Source organism: Streptomyces sp. NBC_00442 (assembly GCF_036014195.1).
Classification (GTDB): domain Bacteria; phylum Actinomycetota; class Actinomycetes; order Streptomycetales; family Streptomycetaceae; genus Streptomyces.
In genome coordinates, this window is record NZ_CP107918.1 from 1856502 (window position 1) to 1875164 (window position 18663).

Genomic DNA, 18663 nt, shown 5'->3' on the forward strand with positions numbered 1-18663 from the left:
TGGTCCTTACAGGAAGTAGAGGCGGTTGAGGGAGACGGAGTCGGCCGGTTCGGAGCGCAGCGGGTCGCCGTCGAGGGTGACGAGCCCGGTGCGGCCGTCCACGCCGACCGCTCCGGTACGGGAGTTGAGCAGCAGGTCGGCGGGGCCGATGCCGCGGGTGCCGCGTACCGCGACCCGGCGGCGGCGGGTGGGCAGCAGATCGCCGCCCTGCTCGACGGCGGCCCGCGCCACGAAGGCGACGGACAGCTCGGCCGGCGTGCCGCCGTGGGCGCCGAACAGCGGTCCCAGCACGAGCGGTTCACAGGTGTCGGTCGCGGCGTTGGGGTCGCCGGTGACACCCCAGGCCGGGAAGCCCGACTTGAGGACCATCTGCGGCTTGGCGCCGAAGTAGGCCGGGCGCCACAGCACGATGTCGGCCATCTTGCCGGGCTCGATGGAGCCGATCTCGTGGGAGAGTCCGTGCGCGATGGCGGGGTTGATGGTCAGCTTGGCGATGTAGCGCAGCACACGCGCGTTGTCGTCGTCCGGCCCGTCGCCCTCCAGGGGGCCGAGCTCTGCCTTCATCTTGCCGGCCATGGCGAAGGTGCGGCGTACGGTCTCGCCGGCGCGGCCCATGCCCTGGGCGTCGGACGAGGTGATGCCGATCGCGCCCAGGTCGTGCAGCACGTCCTCGGCGCCCATCGTTCCGGCGCGGATGCGGTCGCGGGCCATCGCCGCGTCGCCCGGCAGATCGGTCTTCAGGTCGTGGACCGAGACGATCATGCCGTAGTGCTCGGCGACGGCGTCCCGGCCGAAGGGGAGGGTGGGGTTGGTGGAGGAGCCGATGACGTTCGGCACGCCCGCCATCTTCAGGACGTTGGGTACGTGACCGCCGCCGCAGCCCTCGATGTGGAAGGCGTGGATGGTGCGGCCTTCGAGGACCCTCAGGGTGTCCTCGACGGTGAGGCACTCGTTCAACCCGTCGCTGTGCAGGGCGACTTGGACGTCGTGTTCCTCCGCGACGCGCAGCGCGGTGTCGAGCGCCCGGGTGTGCGCGCCCATGTCCTCGTGCACCTTGAAGCCGCAGGCCCCGCCCTCGGCCAGCGCCTCCACCAGTGGGGCCCCGTCGGAGGACGAACCCCGGCCCAGGAAGCCGATGTTGACCGGCCACGCGTCGAACGACGCGAAGGCATTGCGCAGCGCCCACGGGGAGTTGACGCCGACGCCCCAGACCGGGCCGAACTCCTGGCCGATGATCGTGGTGACACCGGAGGCGAGCGAGGCCTCCATGATGCGCGGGGACAGCAGGTGGACGTGGGGGTCGACGGCTCCGGCGGTGGCGATGAGCCCCTCGCCGGAGACGATCGACGTGCCGGTGCCGACGACGACGTCCACGCCGTCGAGGGTGTCCGGGTTGCCGGCCCGGCCGACCGAACAGATCCGTCCTTCGCGGATGCCGATGGACACCTTGCGGATGCCCTGCACCGCGTCGATCACGACGACGTTGCTGATGACGACGTCGCACGTCTCGCGGACGGCGGCGGCCTTCAGGTGCAGCCCGTCCCGGGCGGTCTTGCCGAAGCCGGCGAGGAACTCGTCGCCGGGGGCCTGGGAGTCGGATGCGACCCGGACGGTCAGGCCCGAGTCCCCGAGCCGGATCCGGTCCCCGGTGCGGGGGCCGTGCACGGAGGCGTACTCGTACGGGTCCATCAGTTCGCTCCCTCTCCCGGCTCGCGTGGTTCGTGTGGCTCTCGCGGCGCTTCCGGATCCCGTGGCTCTCGCGGGCCGGTTCCCAGGTATCCGCAGGCGGCGGCCCTGCGCAGGGCTTCCGCCTTGGCACCTGGCGCGTCCAGCGGCCCGTCGACGAGTCCCGCGAAGCCGATCGCGATCCGGCCGCCGCCGATGGGCACGAGGCCGATCTCGGCGCTTTCGCCCGGCCCGAACCGTACGGAGGAGCCGGCCGGCACGCACAGCCGCATGCCGTAGGCGGCCGCGCGGTCGAAGTCGAGCCGCGGGTTGGCCTCGAAGAAGTGGAAGTGCGAGGTGACCGAGATCGGCACGACGGCGGTGTTGGTCACGGTGAGCAGCACCTCGGGCGCCGCCTCCGGGTAGCCCTCGCCGGGCAGCAGCGCGCCGGGCGCGTCCTGGCCGGCGGTGCCGCCGATGGGGTCGGAGACCACCGCGAGCCGGGATCCGTCGTCGAAGACGGCCTCGACGTGGACCTCGGTGACCACGTCGGAGACGCCGGGCAGTACGTCGTCGGGGCCGAGCACGGACCGGGCCGCCTCGATGGCCTCGGCGAGCCGCCTGCCGTCACGGGCCGCCTCGCAGACGGTGTCCGCGATCAGCGCGGTCGCCTCGGGCACGTTCAGCCGCAGTCCGCGGGCCCTGCGGGATCGGGCCAGTTCAGCGGCGCCGAACAGCAGCAGCCGGTCACGCTCCGTCGGGGTCAGTCGCACGCCACCACACCTCCTGTTTGAACGCCACTCTAACCAGAGATTTCACAGACGGGAAGCATTGACGACATGGCTTGGTGTGCGTCACATTGAGCGGCACTCAAACCCCACACGAGTGACCCCCACGAAGAGTGACCCCACGAAGAAGTGAGAGGCGCCGGCATGCCCATAGAACAGCGCGGAGTCGACACGGTCCCGGAAGCGGAACGCACCAGCGGGCCGCGCGACCTCGTGTCGATCCTGCTCGGCTCGAACCTCTGTCTCGGGGTGATCATCTTCGGCTGGCTGCCGGTCTCCTTCGGCCTCGGCTGGTGGGCCTCGGTGAGTGCCGTGATCACGGGGACCCTGCTGGGCACCCTGCTCACCGCGCCGCTCGCACTGGTCTCGCTGCGTACCGCCACCAATCTGTCGACCTCGTCGGGCGCCCAATTCGGTGTACGGGGACGGCTGGTGGGCTCGGTCGTCGGCCTGCTGCTCTCGCTCGGCTACACCGCCCTGACCGTGTGGATCGGCGGGGACGCCATGACCGGCGTCCTGCACCGCATGTTCGGCCTGCCCACGGGCGGCGTCTCGTACGGCATCGTGTACGCGCTGCTCGCCGCGGCCACCGTCATCGGCGCGGTCTACGGCTACCGGGTGCTGCTGCGCCTCTCGCGCATTCTGGCCATCGGCATGACGGCGCTGCTCGTGCTCGGAGTCTTCGCGTACGCACCGCACTTCAGCACCGGCGCACTGCCGGAGGCGGGCGGCTATCTGCTCGGCTCGTTCTGGCCGACCTGGCTGTTCGCGCTCGTCGCGGCCGGGCTCAGCGGGCCGATCGCCTTCATCACGCTGCTCGGCGACTACACGCGCTACGTCTCACCGACCCGCCACCGCCCGCGCCGCGTCCTGCACGCCACCTGGCTCGGCCTGACGGCGGGTCTGCTCGTGCCGCAGCTCTTCGGCACGTTCACCGCGTACGCGGCCCGTGCGGCCACCGACTTCGCTGGACCGCTGGTCTCCGCCGCCCCCGGCTGGTACCTGGTGCCGCTGCTGCTCTCCGCCTCCGCGGGCTCGGTCGGCAACGCGGGTCTGATGCTCTACTCGATGGGGCTCGACCTCGACGCGATCCTGCCGCGCGCCTCGCGCACCCAGGCGACGTTCGCGGTGGCGGGCGTCGCGACGCTGTGCGTGTTCGCGGGGCACTTCGCCTGGGACGCCCAGGCCGCGATGACCTCGTTCGTCCTGCTGCTCACGGCGATCGGCACGCCCTGGGCGGTGATCACCCTGATCGGTTTCGTGCGCTGTCGCGGTGTGTACGACGCGGACGCCCTCCAGGTCTTCAACCGCCGCTCCCGGGGCGGCATTTACTGGTACCGCTCGGGCTGGAACCCGCGCGCGGTGATCTCCTGGGCGCTCGGCGCGGGCGTCGGTCTGCTGGCCGTGTCGCTGCCGAACTACCAGGGACCGATCCTGAGTTGGACCGGCGGCGTGGACTGCAGCTTCCTGTTGTCGGGCGTGGTGGGGGGCCTTGCGTACCTGGGCCTGACCGCGCGCCCCCGGCCGGCCGAAAAGGCCGCCCCGGAGCTTGAGTCCGAGGCGGCCCTGGCCGAGAGCTGAGCGCCGCGGCGCGGCAACGCGGGGGTTCGGGGGCCGAGCCCCCAAGAACCTAGCCCAGCGGGTGCATCCACCCGTGCGGGTCCGGGGCCGCCCCGGTCTGGAGGTCGAGCAGCGCCTTGCGGAGCTTCATGGTGACCTCGCCCGGCTCGCCGTCGCCCTGCGTCCAGTTGTGGCGGGCCGACTTCACCAAGCCGACCGGGGTGATCACCGCAGCGGTGCCGCAGGCGAAGACCTCGGTCAGGGTGCCGTTCTCGTTGTCCCGCTTCCACTCCTCCGTGGTGATCCGGCCCTCGACGGCCTCGTACCCGAGGTCGCGGGCGATCTTCAGGAGGGAGTCACGCGTGATGCCGGGAAGGAGCGAGCCGGTCAGCTCGGGCGTGACGATCTTCTGCGTGCCGTCCTCCTGGGCGTACACGAAGTACAGGTTCATGCCGCCCATTTCCTCGATCCAGCGGTGCTCGACCGCGTCCAGCCAGACCACCTGGTCGCAGCCGTGCTGGGCGGCCTCGGCCTGGGCGACGAGCGAGGCCGCGTAGTTGCCGCCGGTCTTGGCGGCGCCGGTGCCGCCCTTGACCGCGCGCACGTACTCCTCGGACAGCCAGACCGAGACGGGCTTCACGCCGCCGGGGAAGTAGGCGCCTGCCGGGGAGGCGATCACGATGAACAGGTACTCGTTGGCCGGCTTCACGCCGAGGCCGACCTCGGTCGCGATCATGAAGGGGCGCAGGTAGAGGGAGGCCTCGCCGGAGGACGGGACCCACGCCTTGTCCTGCTGGATCAGCGCGTCGCACGCGGCGATGAAGAGGTCGGTGGGCAGTGCGGGCATCGCGATGCGGCGCGCGGAGTTCTGGAAGCGCTCGGCGTTGGCCTCGGGCCGGAAGGTGGCGACCGTGCCGTCGGGCTGGCGGTAGGCCTTCAGGCCCTCGAAGATCGTCTGCGCGTAGTGCAGCGTCATGTTCGCCGGGTCCATCGACAGCGGTGCGTACGGCACGAGCTGGGCGTCGTGCCAGCCGCGGCCCTCGGTCCAGCGGACCGTCACCATGTTGTCGGTGAAGTGGCGGCCGAAACCGGGGCTGGCCAGAATCGCCTCGCGCTCCGCGTCGGACAGCGGGTGCGAGGTGGGCTTGAGCTCGATCGTGGGCGTCGTCATGAGTGCTGTGTCCTTCACCGGTGGATAGTGACGGACCGCGCTCACGCCGCTGCCTGTTGCTGGACGTCCGAGCTGCTCCGCATGCCGCGGCCCACGTCCGATTATCGCTCTTGGCGGGCCTTGGACATAACGGTGTGATGTGCGGTCCGGGATTGATGGTGTCACCCGGTGGCCGCATGCGGAAAGCCGCCGGGTGCTCGAAGCGGCCCGGCGGCTGTTACGCGTGTTCCGCCGGGCGCTAGCCGGCTACTCGTGCGGCGAGCGCGTCGCCGATCTCGTCCGTGGTGCGGACCGAGCCGCCGCGGGCGGCCAGGTCCTCGGAGACGGCGGTCTCGATGCGGGCCGCCTCGGACTCGTGGCCGAGGTGGCGCAGGAGCAGCGCGACGGACAGGACGGTGGCCGACGGGTCGGCCTTGCCCTGGCCCGCGATGTCCGGGGCGGAGCCGTGCACCGGCTCGAACATCGACGGGAACTCGCCGCTCGGGTTGATGTTGCCCGATGCCGCGACGCCGATACCGCCGGAGACGGCCGCCGCGAGGTCGGTGATGATGTCGCCGAAGAGGTTGTCGGTGACGATCACGTCGAACCGCGCGGGGTCGGTGACGAGGAAGATCGTCGCCGCGTCCACGTGCAGATAGTCGGTGGTGACGTCGGGGAACTCCTTGGCCACCGCGTTGAAGACGTTGGTCCACAGGTGACCGGCGTAGGCCAGCACGTTGTTCTTGTGGACGAGCGTCAGCTTCTTGCGCGGACGGGCCTGGGCGCGGGCGAAGGCGTCACGGACCACGCGCTCGACACCGAAGGCGGTGTTGACCGAGACCTCGGTGGCGACCTCGTGCGGCGTGCCGGTACGGATCGAGCCGCCGTTGCCGGTGTAGGGACCCTCGGTGCCCTCGCGCACGACGATGAAGTCGATCTCGGGCTGGCCGGCGAGCGGGGTGGCGACGCCGGGAAGCAGCCTGCTGGGGCGGAGGTTGACGTAGTGGTCGAAGAGGAAGCGGAGCTTCAGCAGGAAGCCGCGCTCCAGGACGCCGGACGGGACCGAGGGGTCGCCGATCGCGCCGAGCAGGATCGCGTCGTGCTGCTTGAGCTCGGTGACATCGGCGTCGGTGAGGGTCTCACCGGTGGCGCGGTAGCGCCGGGCACCGAAGTCGAACTCCCTGGTCTCCAGCTTCACGTCCTGCGGGAGGACGGCTCGGAGAACCTTCAGGCCCTGGGCCACGACCTCCTGGCCGATGCCGTCACCGGGGATCACTGCGAGATTGATGCTGCGAGAACTTGCCGACATGGGGCGACCCTACTCGCCGTCCCAGCCCCTGACACCCGGTGTCCGGAGTATGGACAAGCCGGTGCCGGCCGGGGAGTCGCGTAGGCAGTTGTACGCCCGGAGTTCACCTCGCGGAGAAGATGCCGTCGATTGGGTGGAGGACGTTTTCGGCCATGGACATCCCCAGATTCGGCATCCCTGACAAGCTCGCCGAGCGCATGAGCATGGCCGAGCAGCACGAGTACCTGCGGAGCAAGCTGAGCCGGCGCGGTGTGCTGCGCACCACCGCGGCCACGGCCGCCGTCGCCGGTGCGGGCCTCGCGACCGCCGGGGCGGCCTCGCCCGCCTTCTCGGCGCCGACCGCGCTCACCTCCGCGTCGCGGCACGGCGTGGACGGCTCGCTGGCCGCGCCGTTCGGCCGCCACCTCGCGTACGGGGCCGACCCCAAGACGCAGATGCGGGTCTCCTGGCAGGTCCCGTTCGCGGTGAAGAAGCCGTACATCCGCATCGGCACGAGCCCCTGGTCGCTGAGCCGGAAGATCGACGCGGAGGTGCGCCACCTGACGACACCCGCACTGAACGGCGGGAAGATCGCGGCCGCCGAGCAGTTCTACGTGCACGCCGGCCTCGACCGGCTGCGGCCCGGCCAGACGTACTACTACGGGGTGGGCCACGACGGCTTCGACCCGGCGGACCGGCGCAACCTCGGCACGCTCGGCACCTTCACCACCGCCCCCGCGCACGCCGAGAACTTCACCTTCACGGCCTTCGGCGACCAGGGCGTCAGCTATCACGCGCTCGGCAACGACCAGGTGATCCTGGGCCAGAACCCGTCCTTCCACCTGCACGCCGGCGACATCTGCTACGCCGACCCGTCCGGTTCGGGCCAGTCCTCGGACCAGTACGACGCGCGCACCTGGGACCAGTTCCTGGCGCAGACGGAGTCGGTGGCCAAGACGGTGCCGTGGATGGTCACGACCGGCAACCACGACATGGAGGCCTGGTACTCGCCGCAGGGCTACGGCGGCCAGAACGCCCGCTGGTCGCTGCCGGCCAACGGCCCGGACCCGGTGAACCAGCCCGGTGTGTACTCGTTCGTGCACGGCAACGTGGGCGTGATCGCCCTGGACGCCAACGACGTCTCCTACGAGATCCCCGCCAACTTCGGCATCAGCGGCGGCAAGCAGACGACGTGGCTGGACAAGCGGCTCGGAGAGCTGCGTGCCAACCACGCCGTCGACTTCATCGTGGTGTTCTTCCACCACTGCGCGTTCTCCACGACGAGCTCGCACGCCTCGGAGGGGGGCGTGCGCGACGCGTGGGTGCCCCTGTTCGAGAAGCACCAGGTGGACCTGGTGATCAACGGCCACAACCACGTGTACGAGCGCACCGACGCCATCAAGGGCAACAAGGTGGGCCGCAAGGTCGCGATCGGCGAGCGCACCGACCCGACGCGGGACGGCATCGTGTACGTGACGGCCGGCGCCGCGGGCCGCTCGCTCTACAGCTTCCCGGTGCCCGACTCGTACGAGGGCCACGTCGCGGACCGCGACAGCGTGGACACCTACCACTGGGTCAAGGGCGGCGCGAAGGTCACCGAGACCGTGGAGTGGTCCCGCGTGCGCTACACCAACTACTCGTTCCTCGCGGTGCAGGTCGAGACCGGCCGCCACCCGAGCATGAAGGTCAGCGCGCTCGCCGAGACGGGCGAGCGCATCGACCACTTCGAGATCCGGCGCGGCCGGTAACCGGCCGGCTCGTGGCAGCGGGCCTCAGTGCCCGGTGGCGCCGCCGTTGTCCCTGCGGTCCAGCGCACGCTGGAGGGCTGCGGCGGCGTTCTTGCGGTCGGACTCGCTGCTGCGCGAAGAGTGACGGACTCGGCGGGCGGGCTGCTTGACCATGGGGATTCGACTCCTCTGCTGGGAGGTCCGGGGACGGGCCCCGGCGGATGCAGTGAGGTGCCGGAAGGGGCGGGGAGCGCGGCCGCAGGGGTTGCCTGCCTCGGGGCACTGCACTCACGACCGCCCTTCGCTGGATCAGCGAGACGTTCGGCTTCTACAAAGCTAAGCGCTGCCCTGGAGTCTGTCTCTACAATTACTCGGACTTCCTACTATCTGAGACGGCGACCCCCGCCCGGCCCGGCAGCGCGGGCTCGGCGCGTCGGGTACGGACCGCGTCGCCGGCCCCGCTGCGCAGCCGCAGCGCACCCAGCGCGGGGAGCAGGCAGAACGCGCCGAGCAGGCAGAACGCCACCGCGTAGGCGTGGGGCGGTGTGTCCTGGAGGGCGCCGCCCAGGCGCAGCGCGATGGTGGCGACGGCGACGGCGAGCCCCGCCGCGAGCTGGTTGGCGGTCGCGGACAGCGCGTTGGCGTCGCGCAGCCGCTCGGGTGCCACCTCGCTGAAGGCGATGGTCGAGTAGCAGGTGAGGCCGAGCGAGCGGGCGGCGCCGCCGAGCGTGACGAGGGCGGCGGTCACGGCGAGCGGGGTCGACGCGGTGAGCAGGGCGCAGCCCGCGACGGCGACGGCGAGCCCGACCGTGGCGACGAGCAGCAGCGGGCGGAACCCGAAGCGGTTGATCAGCGGGGTGGTCGCGGGCTTGATCCCGATGTTGCCGACGAAGACGAACAGCACCACCGCGCCGGACTTCACCGCGCTCCATCCGAACACCTCCTGGAACAGCAGGGGCAGCAGGAAGGGCATGGAGCCGACGACGATCCAGAAGAGCGAGCCGCCGTTCACGGCGGCCCGGAAGGTCGTCACGTCGAGGGTGCGCAGATTGACCAGCGGGTGGGCGGTGCGCAGCAGATGACGTCCGGCGGCGCCGAGCGCGAGGACGGCGAGCGCCCCGACGCCGGCCGGTGCCTCCCATCCGCTGTCGGTCTCGGCGACCAGGTGGGCGGCCCAGGTGAGGGCGGCGAGCCCGGTGCAGCTGAGCAGCACGCCGGGGATGTCGAGCGGGGGCGGGGTGGCGGTGGGCCCGGCCGCGACCAGACGCCGGGCGACGACGAAGGCGGCCGCCCCCAGGGGCAGGTTGACGAGGAACATCCAGTGCCAGCTCGCGTACGTGGTGAGGACGCCGCCGAGCAGAGGAGCGACGACGGGGGCCATCAGGCCCGGCCACACGATGTACGCCATGATCTTCGGTATGTCGGTCCTGGCGGCCCCGGCGAGCACCAGGAGCCGGCCGACCGGGACCATCAGGGCGCCGCCCGCTCCTTGCAGGACGCGCATCGCGACGAGCATGCCGAGGCTGCCGCTCGCGGCGCAGCCCGCCGAGGCGAGCGTGAACAGGACGATGGCGGTGAGGAAGATCCGCCGGGCGCCGTAGCGGGCGGTGAGCCAGCCGCTGAGCGGTATGAGCACGGCGAGGGTCAGCAGATAGACGGTGACGACCAGGCCGACCGAGGTGGGCGTTGTGTCGAGGGAGGCCGCCATCCGCGGGGCGGCGGTGGCCACGATGGTGCCGTCGAGCATCTCCATGAAGAAGCAGCCGGCGACGAGCAGGGCGGTGGTGCGCTGTCGGGTGTCGAGCATGGGATCAGCGTGCTGGGACTCCACTGCTGCATACAAGGTCTGAATTGGCAGCCGAGCCGTGCGCGAGACGCACCATTCGGCCATACTGCCTCCATGCAACAGCTGCCGGACATGAATCTGCTGCCCTCGCTCGACGCCCTGCTGCGGGCGGGAAGCGTGGCGGGGGCCGCGGCCGAGATGCGCATCTCGCCGTCCGCGATGAGCCGGACCCTGGGGCGGCTGCGCCGGGTGGTGGGCGACGAGCTGCTCGTGCCGTCGGGGCGGGGCCTCGTCCTGACGCCGCGCGCCCGCGAACTCCGGCCGCGCGCGGAGGCGGCCCTGGCGTCCGCGCTGGCCGCGCTGCGCCCGCCGACCGAGCTCGAACTGACCACCCTGCAAAGGGAGTTCACGATCCGGTCCAACGACGGCGTGGCCGTCATCTTTGGCTCGGTGCTCACCGAGCGGGTGATGCGCGAGGCACCCCGGGTGCGGCTTCGGATGCTGCCCGAGGGCGACGAGAACCCGGCCGACCTGCGGGACCTGGTCGACCTGGATGTCGGGCAGATGGGCGAGCTGCCGCACGACATCCGCACCGAGCCCCTCGGCGAGTACGGCTACGTGGCGGTGGCGCGGGCCGACGGGCCGTACGCGGACGAGCGGCTCACCCCGGAGCGGTTCGCGGCCCTCCCCCACATCACCGTCACCCGGCGCGGCCGGGTGCGCAGCGTCGTCGACGAGCGGCTCGCCGAACTCGGCCTGACCCGCGACGTGCTGGCCACCGCGCCGACCTACACGGCGGCCTGCTTCTTCGCGCTGCGTTCGGACGCCCTCGCCCTGGTGCCGCGACAGTTCGCCCTGGAGGCGGCCCGCGCGATGCCGCTCGCGGTCCTCGACATCCCGCTCGACCTGCCGGCCAATCCGTTCGTGCAGGCCTGGCACGTCCGGGTCGACGCGGACCCGGCCCACCGGTGGCTGCGGGGCGCCCTGGCGGAGATCGTGACGGAACTCGGCGGGGCGGAGCGGCCGGGCGCCCGACCCCACCGGAAGCGGACACCTCGCCCCGCACACGACTCCGCCATCTAGGTTGCATTCCTACCTAGGTGGTGCTGGAATACACGCATGGCCGCAGACCGCAGATCCAGCTGGCTCAAGGGTGTCCTCGACCTCCTCGTCCTGTCCTGCCTCACCGGGGGTGAGAGCTACGGGTACGAGATCTCCAAGGCACTCACCGCCGCGGGGCTCGGCGACATCAAGGGCGGCACCCTCTATCCCGTGCTCAACCGCCTGGAGGAGGCCGGCCTCGCGGTCGGTGAATTCCGGGCCGCCGAGCGCGGGCCGGGCCGCCGCTACTACCGGCTGACCGACGAGGGCCGGCGTGCCCTCGTCGAACAGGGCGCCGCCTGGGGGGAGTTCCACTCGGCGGTCACGGCCATGCTCACCAGCACACTTCCAGGGGGACCAGCGTGAACACCGAATACTTCGCGGAACTGAGCCGGCTGCTCGTGGCGCGCGGCATGCCGGACCAGGAGGCGGCGGCGACCGTCGCCGACCTCACCGGCTACCTCACCGAGTCCGGTAAGCCCGACGCCCGCGAGGAGTTCGGCCCGCCGGAGGCCTTCGCGGACCGGCTCACCCGGGACCACGACGGCGAGCGGCCCGAGGCCGGCGGCGAGACGTGGAAGTGGACCAGCGACATCTACACCGACCGGCTGCTCCTCAATCGGTACGGGGCCGAGGGCTGGGAGGTCGAGGGGCTCGACTTCGTCGGCCGCTTCGTGTGCCGTCGCACCCCCGGCGCCGCGATGCGCTGGGAGTACCGGCGCGAGAGCGCGCACGGCGCGAAGCAACGCGAGGAACTGACCGCCGGTCTTGAGCCGGACGGCTGGGAGCCGTGCGGGCGCTGGCTGCACATGACCTACTTCAAGCGCCCGCTCGCGGCCAGCACGGGTCCGGCCGCCGACCTGGCCGCGACGCCGCCGCCGCCGGCCCGGCACCTGTTCTTCAGCACCAAGTTCCGGGGTCTGGTCGCCGTGTTCGCGGTGTCGGTGGTGGTGTTCGCGCTCGCCCTGGGCTTCGACGTGGTCGACGCGATCGACCTGCACCGGCCGGCGGTCTACCTCGCCGTCCTGGGCGCGGCGGCCGGTGGCGTGCTGTTCGGCTGGTACGGGGTCAGGCGGGACATCGCCAACGGCGTCGAGAGCCGCTGAACCGTCGGGCGAGCCCGGCCCACCGACCGGGGTGCCGGGGTGGCGCGAAACGGATGCAAGCTCTCATCCAACCTTAAGAAACCCTGCCGTTGACCGAGAGTTCATAAATCCACCCCTGTAGAGGTCTAGCTTCAGACCATTGGACGGCGCCACTCTTGCGCTCGATGTGCCGCAGGGGCACATGCGACGTGGAGGCGGGCGGATGACACCGATCAGTCGTAGGGGTTTCGTGGCACTCGGTGCGGGCGTTGCGGCCGGCTCCGTGCTGCCACCGTCGGCGGCGCGGGCCGTCGGTCCGGCGGTCACGAGCACGGCGGCCGCCTCGGCGACCGGCACCATCAAGGACGTCAAACACGTGGTGATCCTGATGCAGGAGAACCGCAGCTTCGACCACTACTTCGGCCGCCTCAAGGGTGTCCGGGGCTTCGGCGACAAGAGCGGCATCCTGCTGGCCGGCGGGCAGCCCGTCTTCAACCAGCCCAACGGCACCGGCCGCCAGTATCCGTGGAAGCTCAGCTCGACACCGGGTGCGGGCGGCGCGGACGGCGAGACGCTCGCCCAGTGCAGCGGCGACCTGCCGCACAGCTGGACCTCGCAGCACGCGGCATGGAACAAGGGCCGCATGGACAGCTGGGTCTCCGGTGTCGGAAACGTCCGCTCGCTGGGCCATCTCGAACGCGGCGACATCCCCTTCCACTATGCGCTCGCCGACAACTACACGGTCTGCGACGCCTACTTCAGCTCCACGCTCAGCGCCACCGGACCCAACCGCACCTTCCTGTGGAGCGGCAAGGTCGACGGCACCAGCTACGACGGCGGCGACGAGTCGGGCCTGACGTGGGAGACGTACGCGGAGGCGCTCCAGCGCGCCGGGGTGAGCTGGAAGGTCTACCAGAACGCCAACGACAACTACGGCGACAACGGGCTCGCGTACTTCAAGCGGTTCACCTCCGCGCCGGCGGGCGATCCGCTGCACGACCGCGGCATGGGGTCCGTCCCGTCGGTCACCGGCTCCACCCCTGACGACATCGCCGCCGCCATCAAGGCCGACGCGATCGCCGGAAGGCTCCCCCAGGTCTCCTGGGTCGTCGCCAACCAGGCGTTCTCCGAGCACCCCTACGCCCCGCCCGGCGACGGCGCGCACTTCGTCGACCTGGTGTACCGCGCGCTCGCGGCGGCCCCCGACGTCTTCGACTCGACCGTCCTGTTCCTCAACTACGACGAGAACGACGGCTTCTTCGACCACGTGCCCCCGCCGTCGCCGCCCGCCGGGACGGCCGGCGAGTTCCTGAACGGCGTCCCGTACGGTCTGGGCTTCCGGGTGCCGATGGTGGTCATGTCGCCCTGGACGCGCGGTGGCTGGGTCTCCTCCGAGGTCTTCGACCACACGTCGGTGCTGCGCTTCCTGGAGACGTGGACGACGGCGCTCGGCACCCCGGCGAGCTGTCCCGGCATCAGCGCCTGGCGCCGCAAGGTCACCGGCGACCTGACCGGGGTCTTCGACTTCGCGTCGCCCGTGTACGGCATGCCGTCCGGGCTGCCCGCCACCAAGGTGATCGGGATCGCCACCTGCGGCCCGCTGCCCAACCCGGCGCCGCAGAACAACGCACTGCCCGCACAGGAGTCCGGCACCCGGCCGGCCCGCGCGTTGCCCTACCAGCCGAACGGCAACCTCGACCGGTTCGAGTTCAAGGCCGGCGGGCAGATCCTGGCCTGGTTCGGCATGGCCAACCAGGGCTCCCCCGCGACCAGCGCCGCGCACTTCTCGATCCACCCCAACGCCTACCGCGACACCACACCGTGGCAGTACACGGTCGATCCGGGCGGCACCGCGAGCGACTTCTTCCAGATCGGCACGGCCGCGGGCGCGGGCGCGTACGACTTCACCATGGTGGGCCCCAACCGCTTCCTGCGCCGCTTCGTCGGCGACGCCACCAAGCCGGGCAAATCCGTGGAGGTGGCGGCGCGCTACGCCGTCGAGTCCGGGACGGGCAAGATGGCGGTCTGGTTCAGGATGACCAACTCCTCCGCCGCGTCGGTGAAGTTCACCATCACCTCGAACCAGTACCGGACGGGCACCTGGAAGTACACCGTGCCCGCGGGCGGGTCCACCGAGGACTTCTTCAACGCGGTGGCCCTCCAGAACGGCTGGTACGACTTCACGGTCACGGCCGACTGCGACAGCACCTGGTCGCGCCGCTACACCGGGCACATCGAGACGGGCGCGGCGTCGGTCAGCGGATGAGCCGTTGGTGAGTCCCCTCTGAGTACGAGCACTCATGTGGCGCCGCTCCCCCGCAAGGACAGTGGAGTCCATGAACGGCCTCTACGCACTCAAGCCCTGGTACGCGGACCGGCTCTCCGGCGTCCGCGGGGCGCTCGCCCGGCGCGGGGTGTCGCCCGACGCCCTGACCGCGGCGGGCGTGGTGAGCGCCGCGGGAGCGGCCGCGGCGCTCGCCCTGCTGCCCGCGCCGCTCGCCGCCCTGCCGGTCGCGGCGCTCCTCGCGGCCCGGCTCGCCTTCGCGAACCTGGACGGCGCGCTGGCCCGCGACACCGGGCGCACCACACGACGCGGCGCGCTCCTGAACGAACTGGGCGACCGGGCGGCCGACTTGGCGGTGCTCGCGGGATTCCTGCCGCTGGCCCCGCTCTGGCTGGTGTCCACCGCGGGGCTCGCCGCGACCCTGCCGTCGTGGGTCGCGCTCGCCGGCTCGGCGGCCGGCGCGCCGCGCCGCAACGGCGGCCCGGTCGGCAAGACCGAGCGCTGTCTCCTGGTGGCCGTGGCGGCCGCTTCGGGCTGGGCGGTCCCGGTTCTGCTGCTGATCGCGATCGGCTCGCTGCTCACGGCCGCCGTGCGATGCGCCTGGCTGTGGCGGGAGTTGGCGGCATGAGTACGTACGGCCGTACGGTGCTGGTGAGCGTCGGAGTGCTCGGGGTGAGCGGCCTCGCTGTGGCGGCCCTGCCGGCGCGGATCCGGGTGCGGGCCGAGGTGCGCAAGCGGTGGCGGACCTGGGCGCTGGCGGCGCCGGTCTATCTCGGCGCCCTGTTCCTCGGCGGCGGCGGGGCGTGCGCCCTGGCGGCGGCGCTGGGCCTGGTCGCGATGACGGAGTACGTGCGGATGACGGGCCTGCGCCGCGCGGAGGCGGCGGTGCTCGTCGCGGCCTCCGTGGCGCTCCCCATGCTCGCCTGGGCGGCGCCCTCGGCGCTCGACGCGCGCACCATCGGCCTTCTCCTGCCGGTCGCGGCCCTTCCCTCGCTGCTGCGCGGCGACCCGGAATCCGGCTTCACCGCCGCGGCCCGCACGGTCTTCGCGCTGCTGTGGATCGCGGTCCCGCTGACCGCGCTGGTCACGCTCGGCGAGACGGCCGCCGCGGTGGGCATCGCGGTCGCGCTCGGCGATGTGGGCGCGTGGTGCGGCGGTACGTTCCTGGGCCGCCGCGGCGCCCTGGCCCGCCCGCTCTCGCCGCTCTCCCCGCACAAGACCTGGGCGGGAGTTCTCGGCACCGCACTCTCAACCGGCCTTGTCCTCTGGGCAGTTGGGGCATGGTCCCCGCTTCTGTGGGCGGCGGTGGCGCTCGGCTGCGTCCTGGGGGACCTGCTCGAATCCATGGTGAAGCGGGAGGCCGGGGTGAAGGACGCGGGGAGCTGGCTCCCCGGCTTCGGCGGCCTGCTCGACCGCGTCGACTCCCTCCTGCTCGCCCTGCTGCTCACGACGGCGGTGACCCGATGACGACGACCCTGACCCCGGCGAAGCGGACCAGGACCGGGGCCCGGCCGCGGCTCGCCGCGCTGGCCCGGCGCGCCCTGTGGTGGTGCGCCCTGACCCTGACCGGCGGGGTGGAACGCCGGGGGCATCTGCCGCGCGGCGGCTGCGTGGTCGTCGCCAACCACTCCTCGCACGCCGACACCGCGGCCCTGCTCGCCGCGCTCGACGCCCGCCACACCCCGGCGATCGGGGCCGCGGCCGACTACTGGTTCGCCTCGCCGTGGCGGCGCCGCGTGTGCAGCCGGCTCGCCGCGGGCTTCCCGGTGCGGCGCTCCGGCGGCGGCATGGAGGACCTGCTCGCCATGGCCGACGGGCTGCGCGCGGGCCGGGCCGTGGTCCTCTTCCCCGAGGGCACCCGCGGCCACGACGGCGAGGTCGGCTCGTTCCACCGGGGCGCCCTGGTCCTTGCGGAGCACGCGGGGGTGCCGGTGGTGCCGGTGGGCATCGCGGGCACGGACCGGCTGCTGCCCAAGCACGGCCGGTTCCGCTCCGCCCTGATCCGGGTGCGCATCGGGGCGCCACTGCCGCCGTCGGCCACGCCGGACGAGGCACGGGAGGCGGTGGCGGCGCTCCACGCCCGCACGAACGCGGAGGCCCTGCGCGACTCGCCGCTGCGCCGCCGGGTCGCGGCCCTCGCGGCCTCACGGGCCGGCCTCCTCCTGGCCTTCGCCTGGGCGTTCACGGAGGCCCTCAGCTGGCCCCTGATGCCGGAACTCCTCCTCGCGGCGGTGTGCGCCGCGGCCCCGCGCCGAGCCGTCCCGCTCGCCCTCTCGGCCCTCGCGGGCAGCCTCGCGGGCAGTGTCCTCGCGCTTCAACTGGCCCTGTCCGGTGTGCACATGCCGGCGCCGCTGACGACGGACCGGATGCGGACGGAGGTCCGTCACGAGCTCTCCACCCAGGGCGCGTCGGCGGTCCGTCACCAGCCGTGGGACGGCATCCCGTTCAAGGTGTACGCCGCGGAGGCGGGCCGCACGGGAATCCCCACGACCTCCTGGCTGCGCGAGGCCGCCGTCCCGCGCGGCTCCCGCACCCTGACGGTGGGCCTCGTCTTCGGCGGCCTGGCCCTGCTCGCCCGGAGGTGGCGGCGCTGGTACGGGGTGTACCTGGTGCTGCTGGGTGCGGGATTCGGGGTGGGGCTCGGGGTGATCGTGGGGGCGTGGTCGTGAGGAGACGGGCCGTGCGGGAGGGGCCGGGTGCCGTCCGGGTGCCGCGGGCGCCGGCCGGCCGGGGCTCCGCACCAGGGGCGGTCAGGGCACCCGGATGCTCACCCCCAGCATCCGTGCGCCCGTCACCGAGCGCGGCCGGTGCGACGTACCCGCGTCGAAGACGACGTACGACCCCGCCCCGAACACCCCGTCCCCGTCGATGATCTCTCCGCTGATCACGTAGTACCGCTCCTCCTCCGTGTGCACGTCGACCTCCGGCCACTCGCTGCCCGGCGCGAAGTCGATCAGCCAGCCGCGGGCGTGGTCGGTGCGGGTCAGGCGGCGGGACACGACGCCCGGGGCCACCTCCCGCGGCGCGACCTGCGCCACGTCAAGCGCCTGGACCCGGGGCCCGCCCGACCTGTTCAGCTCGTTCAACCCGTCCGTCTCGTTCGTCTCGTGCGTCTCGTCCGTCTCGTGCGATTTGCTCATGCGTCGATCATCCGCAGCGCGCAACAGTCCGCCCAGTGTCAGATCTGACATCATCAGGTACTTTCCTGCCATGCCCACGCCCGCGCCGGACGCCCCGCACCGCATCGCCGCCCTGGTCCACCCTCCCCAGTCCACCTTCGAACTCGGCATCGCCGCCGAGGTGTTCGGGGGCCAACGGGCCGGGGCGGAGCCGCGCTATGCGTTCTGGGTCGCCACCGAACACCCGGGGCCGGTGGACACCCAGGCCGGATACGCCATGCACATCGAGCACGGCCTGGACTCGCTGCGCCGCGCCGACACCATCGTGCTGCCGGGCAAGCAGACGCCCGCCCCCCTCTCGTCCGGCGTGCTCGCCGCGCTGCGCGCCGCCCACCGCGACGGCGCCCGGATCATCTCGCTCTGCTCGGGCGCGTTCATCCTGGCCGAGGCCGGACTGCTCGACGGGCGCCGGGCCGCCACGCACTGGCGCCTGGCCGCCGAACTCGCCCGGCGCTTCCCCGCGGTCGTCGTGGACAGCGATGTGCTCTACGTCGACCACGGCGACGTCGCGACCAGCGCGGGCAGCGGCGCGGCTCTCGACCTCTGCCTGCACCTGGTCCGCAAGGACTTCGGCGCCGCATACGCCGACCGGATCGCCCGCCACATGGTGATGCCCCCGCACCGCGAGGGCGGCCAGCTCCAGTACGCGGCGACCCCGCCGCCCGGCGTGCCCGACTCACTGGCCCCGCTGCTCGACTGGGCCGCCGAACGCCTCGCCGAGCCCCTGTCCGTGGCGACGCTCGCGGCCCGCGCCGGCGTCTCCCCGCGCACCCTGGCCCGCCGCTTCGCCGAGCAGCTCGGCACCGGGCCGGGCCAGTGGCTGCTCGCCCGGCGCATCGCCGCCGCGCAGGCCCTGCTCGAAGAGACGGACCTGCCCGTCGAAGCGGTCGCCGCCCGCACCGGGCTCTCCTCGGCGACCAATCTGCGCCGCCGCTTCCACCGGGCGTTGCGCACCACGCCGGCCGCGTACCGCCGCACGTTCCGCCGCTCGGCCACTGTCTGAACCTTTCAAGTCACCTACCCCTCCAGGGGCTTGGACCAGACCAGGTC

Annotated in this window: 17 protein-coding genes; 10 read left to right on the top strand and 7 right to left on the bottom strand. The window is 72.3% G+C overall.

Features of this window, described 5'->3' with window-relative positions; genetic code table 11:
- Window positions 1-6: 6 nt before the first annotated feature.
- Together OG432_RS08200 and ureA are read right to left on the bottom strand one after the other, a co-directional pair.
- Window positions 7-1689 (bottom strand): urease subunit alpha, encoded by a 1683-nt coding sequence (locus tag OG432_RS08200; RefSeq protein ID WP_328309225.1) that lies wholly within the window; start codon window positions 1687-1689, stop codon window positions 7-9.
- Complete coding sequence (gene ureA / locus OG432_RS08205; protein ID WP_328309227.1) at window positions 1689-2438, bottom strand: urease subunit gamma; 750 nt, start codon at window positions 2436-2438, stop codon at window positions 1689-1691. Before ureA ends, OG432_RS08200 begins: the two co-directional genes overlap by 1 nt.
- 159 nt (window positions 2439-2597) lie before the next feature.
- Here ureA and OG432_RS08210 point away from each other — a divergent pair, with 159 nt between their 5' ends.
- On the top strand, window positions 2598-4034 hold the full coding sequence (locus OG432_RS08210) for a cytosine permease (protein ID WP_328309229.1): 1437 nt from the start codon (window positions 2598-2600) through the stop codon (window positions 4032-4034).
- Window positions 4035-4083: 49 nt separating this feature from the next.
- On the opposite strand, the gene OG432_RS08215 is transcribed toward OG432_RS08210, so the two are convergent.
- Window positions 4084-5184, bottom strand: a complete 1101-nt coding sequence (locus OG432_RS08215) for a branched-chain amino acid aminotransferase (protein WP_328309231.1) — start codon at window positions 5182-5184, stop codon at window positions 4084-4086.
- A 238-nt stretch (window positions 5185-5422) separates the two neighbouring features.
- Window positions 5423-6472, bottom strand: coding sequence for a 3-isopropylmalate dehydrogenase (locus tag OG432_RS08220; protein WP_328309233.1), 1050 nt, complete (start codon window positions 6470-6472; stop codon window positions 5423-5425).
- Window positions 6473-6624: 152 nt separating this feature from the next.
- Here OG432_RS08220 and OG432_RS08225 point away from each other — a divergent pair, with 152 nt between their 5' ends.
- Window positions 6625-8199, top strand: a complete 1575-nt coding sequence (locus tag OG432_RS08225) for a purple acid phosphatase family protein (RefSeq protein WP_328309235.1) — start codon at window positions 6625-6627, stop codon at window positions 8197-8199.
- Between the two features lie 24 nt (window positions 8200-8223).
- Here OG432_RS08225 and OG432_RS08230 read toward each other — a convergent pair whose 3' ends face one another.
- A complete protein-coding gene (locus OG432_RS08230) occupies window positions 8224-8352 on the bottom strand; it encodes a hypothetical protein (RefSeq protein WP_267056578.1) in 129 nt (42 codons plus the stop codon).
- 193 nt (window positions 8353-8545) lie between these two features.
- Window positions 8546-9985 (bottom strand): MFS transporter, encoded by a 1440-nt coding sequence (locus tag OG432_RS08235; protein WP_328309239.1) that lies wholly within the window; start codon window positions 9983-9985, stop codon window positions 8546-8548.
- A 93-nt stretch (window positions 9986-10078) separates the two neighbouring features.
- Between OG432_RS08235 and OG432_RS08240 the strand changes: the two genes are divergently transcribed.
- The 7 genes from OG432_RS08240 (at window position 10079) to OG432_RS08270 (ending at window position 17103) form a co-directional block, all read left to right on the top strand.
- A complete protein-coding gene (locus tag OG432_RS08240; RefSeq protein WP_328309241.1) occupies window positions 10079-11047 on the top strand; it encodes a LysR family transcriptional regulator in 969 nt (322 codons plus the stop codon).
- Between the two features lie 36 nt (window positions 11048-11083).
- Window positions 11084-11431 (top strand): PadR family transcriptional regulator, encoded by a 348-nt coding sequence (locus OG432_RS08245; RefSeq protein WP_328309243.1) that lies wholly within the window; start codon window positions 11084-11086, stop codon window positions 11429-11431.
- Window positions 11428-12171: a hypothetical protein gene (locus OG432_RS08250; protein ID WP_328309245.1), complete on the top strand. Its 744-nt coding sequence runs from the start codon at window positions 11428-11430 to the stop codon at window positions 12169-12171. The genes OG432_RS08245 and OG432_RS08250 overlap by 4 nt, the downstream gene beginning before the upstream one ends.
- 202 nt (window positions 12172-12373) lie before the next feature.
- A complete protein-coding gene (locus OG432_RS08255; RefSeq protein ID WP_328309246.1) occupies window positions 12374-14416 on the top strand; it encodes a phosphocholine-specific phospholipase C in 2043 nt (680 codons plus the stop codon).
- Window positions 14417-14486: 70 nt separating this feature from the next.
- Window positions 14487-15062 (top strand): CDP-alcohol phosphatidyltransferase family protein, encoded by a 576-nt coding sequence (locus tag OG432_RS08260; protein WP_328309248.1) that lies wholly within the window; start codon window positions 14487-14489, stop codon window positions 15060-15062.
- A complete protein-coding gene (locus tag OG432_RS08265; RefSeq protein WP_328309250.1) occupies window positions 15059-15901 on the top strand; it encodes a phosphatidate cytidylyltransferase in 843 nt (280 codons plus the stop codon). The genes OG432_RS08260 and OG432_RS08265 overlap by 4 nt, the downstream gene beginning before the upstream one ends.
- Complete coding sequence (locus OG432_RS08270; RefSeq protein WP_328309252.1) at window positions 15898-17103, top strand: lysophospholipid acyltransferase family protein; 1206 nt, start codon at window positions 15898-15900, stop codon at window positions 17101-17103. The genes OG432_RS08265 and OG432_RS08270 overlap by 4 nt, the downstream gene beginning before the upstream one ends.
- Before the next feature lie 81 nt (window positions 17104-17184).
- Here the strand turns inward: OG432_RS08270 and OG432_RS08275 are convergent, their stop codons facing one another.
- Window positions 17185-17574: a cupin domain-containing protein gene (locus tag OG432_RS08275; RefSeq protein WP_328309254.1), complete on the bottom strand. Its 390-nt coding sequence runs from the start codon at window positions 17572-17574 to the stop codon at window positions 17185-17187.
- A gap of 70 nt (window positions 17575-17644) precedes the next feature.
- Here OG432_RS08275 and OG432_RS08280 point away from each other — a divergent pair, with 70 nt between their 5' ends.
- The gene (locus OG432_RS08280; protein ID WP_328309255.1) at window positions 17645-18616 is read left to right on the top strand and encodes a GlxA family transcriptional regulator; all 972 of its coding nucleotides are present in this window, start codon (window positions 17645-17647) and stop codon (window positions 18614-18616) included.
- Window positions 18617-18663: the final 47 nt, after the last annotated feature.

What these genes read in the sequence shown, in the direction of transcription:
- OG432_RS08230 (WP_267056578.1), bottom strand. Translation starts at nt 8,352, where the DNA reads ATGGTCAAGCAGCCCGCCCGCCGAGTCCGTCACTCTTCGCGCAGCAGC.
- OG432_RS08235 (WP_328309239.1), bottom strand. Translation starts at nt 9,985, where the DNA reads ATGCTCGACACCCGACAGCGCACCACCGCCCTGCTCGTCGCCGGCTGC.
- OG432_RS08260 (WP_328309248.1), top strand. Translation starts at nt 14,487, where the DNA reads ATGAACGGCCTCTACGCACTCAAGCCCTGGTACGCGGACCGGCTCTCC.
- OG432_RS08270 (WP_328309252.1), top strand. Translation starts at nt 15,898, where the DNA reads ATGACGACGACCCTGACCCCGGCGAAGCGGACCAGGACCGGGGCCCGG.
- OG432_RS08275 (WP_328309254.1), bottom strand. Translation starts at nt 17,574, where the DNA reads ATGAGCAAATCGCACGAGACGGACGAGACGCACGAGACGAACGAGACG.
- OG432_RS08225 (WP_328309235.1), top strand. Translation starts at nt 6,625, where the DNA reads ATGGACATCCCCAGATTCGGCATCCCTGACAAGCTCGCCGAGCGCATG.
- OG432_RS08265 (WP_328309250.1), top strand. Translation starts at nt 15,059, where the DNA reads ATGAGTACGTACGGCCGTACGGTGCTGGTGAGCGTCGGAGTGCTCGGG.
- OG432_RS08215 (WP_328309231.1), bottom strand. Translation starts at nt 5,184, where the DNA reads ATGACGACGCCCACGATCGAGCTCAAGCCCACCTCGCACCCGCTGTCC.
- OG432_RS08240 (WP_328309241.1), top strand. Translation starts at nt 10,079, where the DNA reads ATGCAACAGCTGCCGGACATGAATCTGCTGCCCTCGCTCGACGCCCTG.
- OG432_RS08255 (WP_328309246.1), top strand. Translation starts at nt 12,374, where the DNA reads ATGACACCGATCAGTCGTAGGGGTTTCGTGGCACTCGGTGCGGGCGTT.
- OG432_RS08280 (WP_328309255.1), top strand. Translation starts at nt 17,645, where the DNA reads ATGCCCACGCCCGCGCCGGACGCCCCGCACCGCATCGCCGCCCTGGTC.
- OG432_RS08245 (WP_328309243.1), top strand. Translation starts at nt 11,084, where the DNA reads ATGGCCGCAGACCGCAGATCCAGCTGGCTCAAGGGTGTCCTCGACCTC.
- OG432_RS08210 (WP_328309229.1), top strand. Translation starts at nt 2,598, where the DNA reads ATGCCCATAGAACAGCGCGGAGTCGACACGGTCCCGGAAGCGGAACGC.
- OG432_RS08200 (WP_328309225.1), bottom strand. Translation starts at nt 1,689, where the DNA reads ATGGACCCGTACGAGTACGCCTCCGTGCACGGCCCCCGCACCGGGGAC.
- OG432_RS08220 (WP_328309233.1), bottom strand. Translation starts at nt 6,472, where the DNA reads ATGTCGGCAAGTTCTCGCAGCATCAATCTCGCAGTGATCCCCGGTGAC.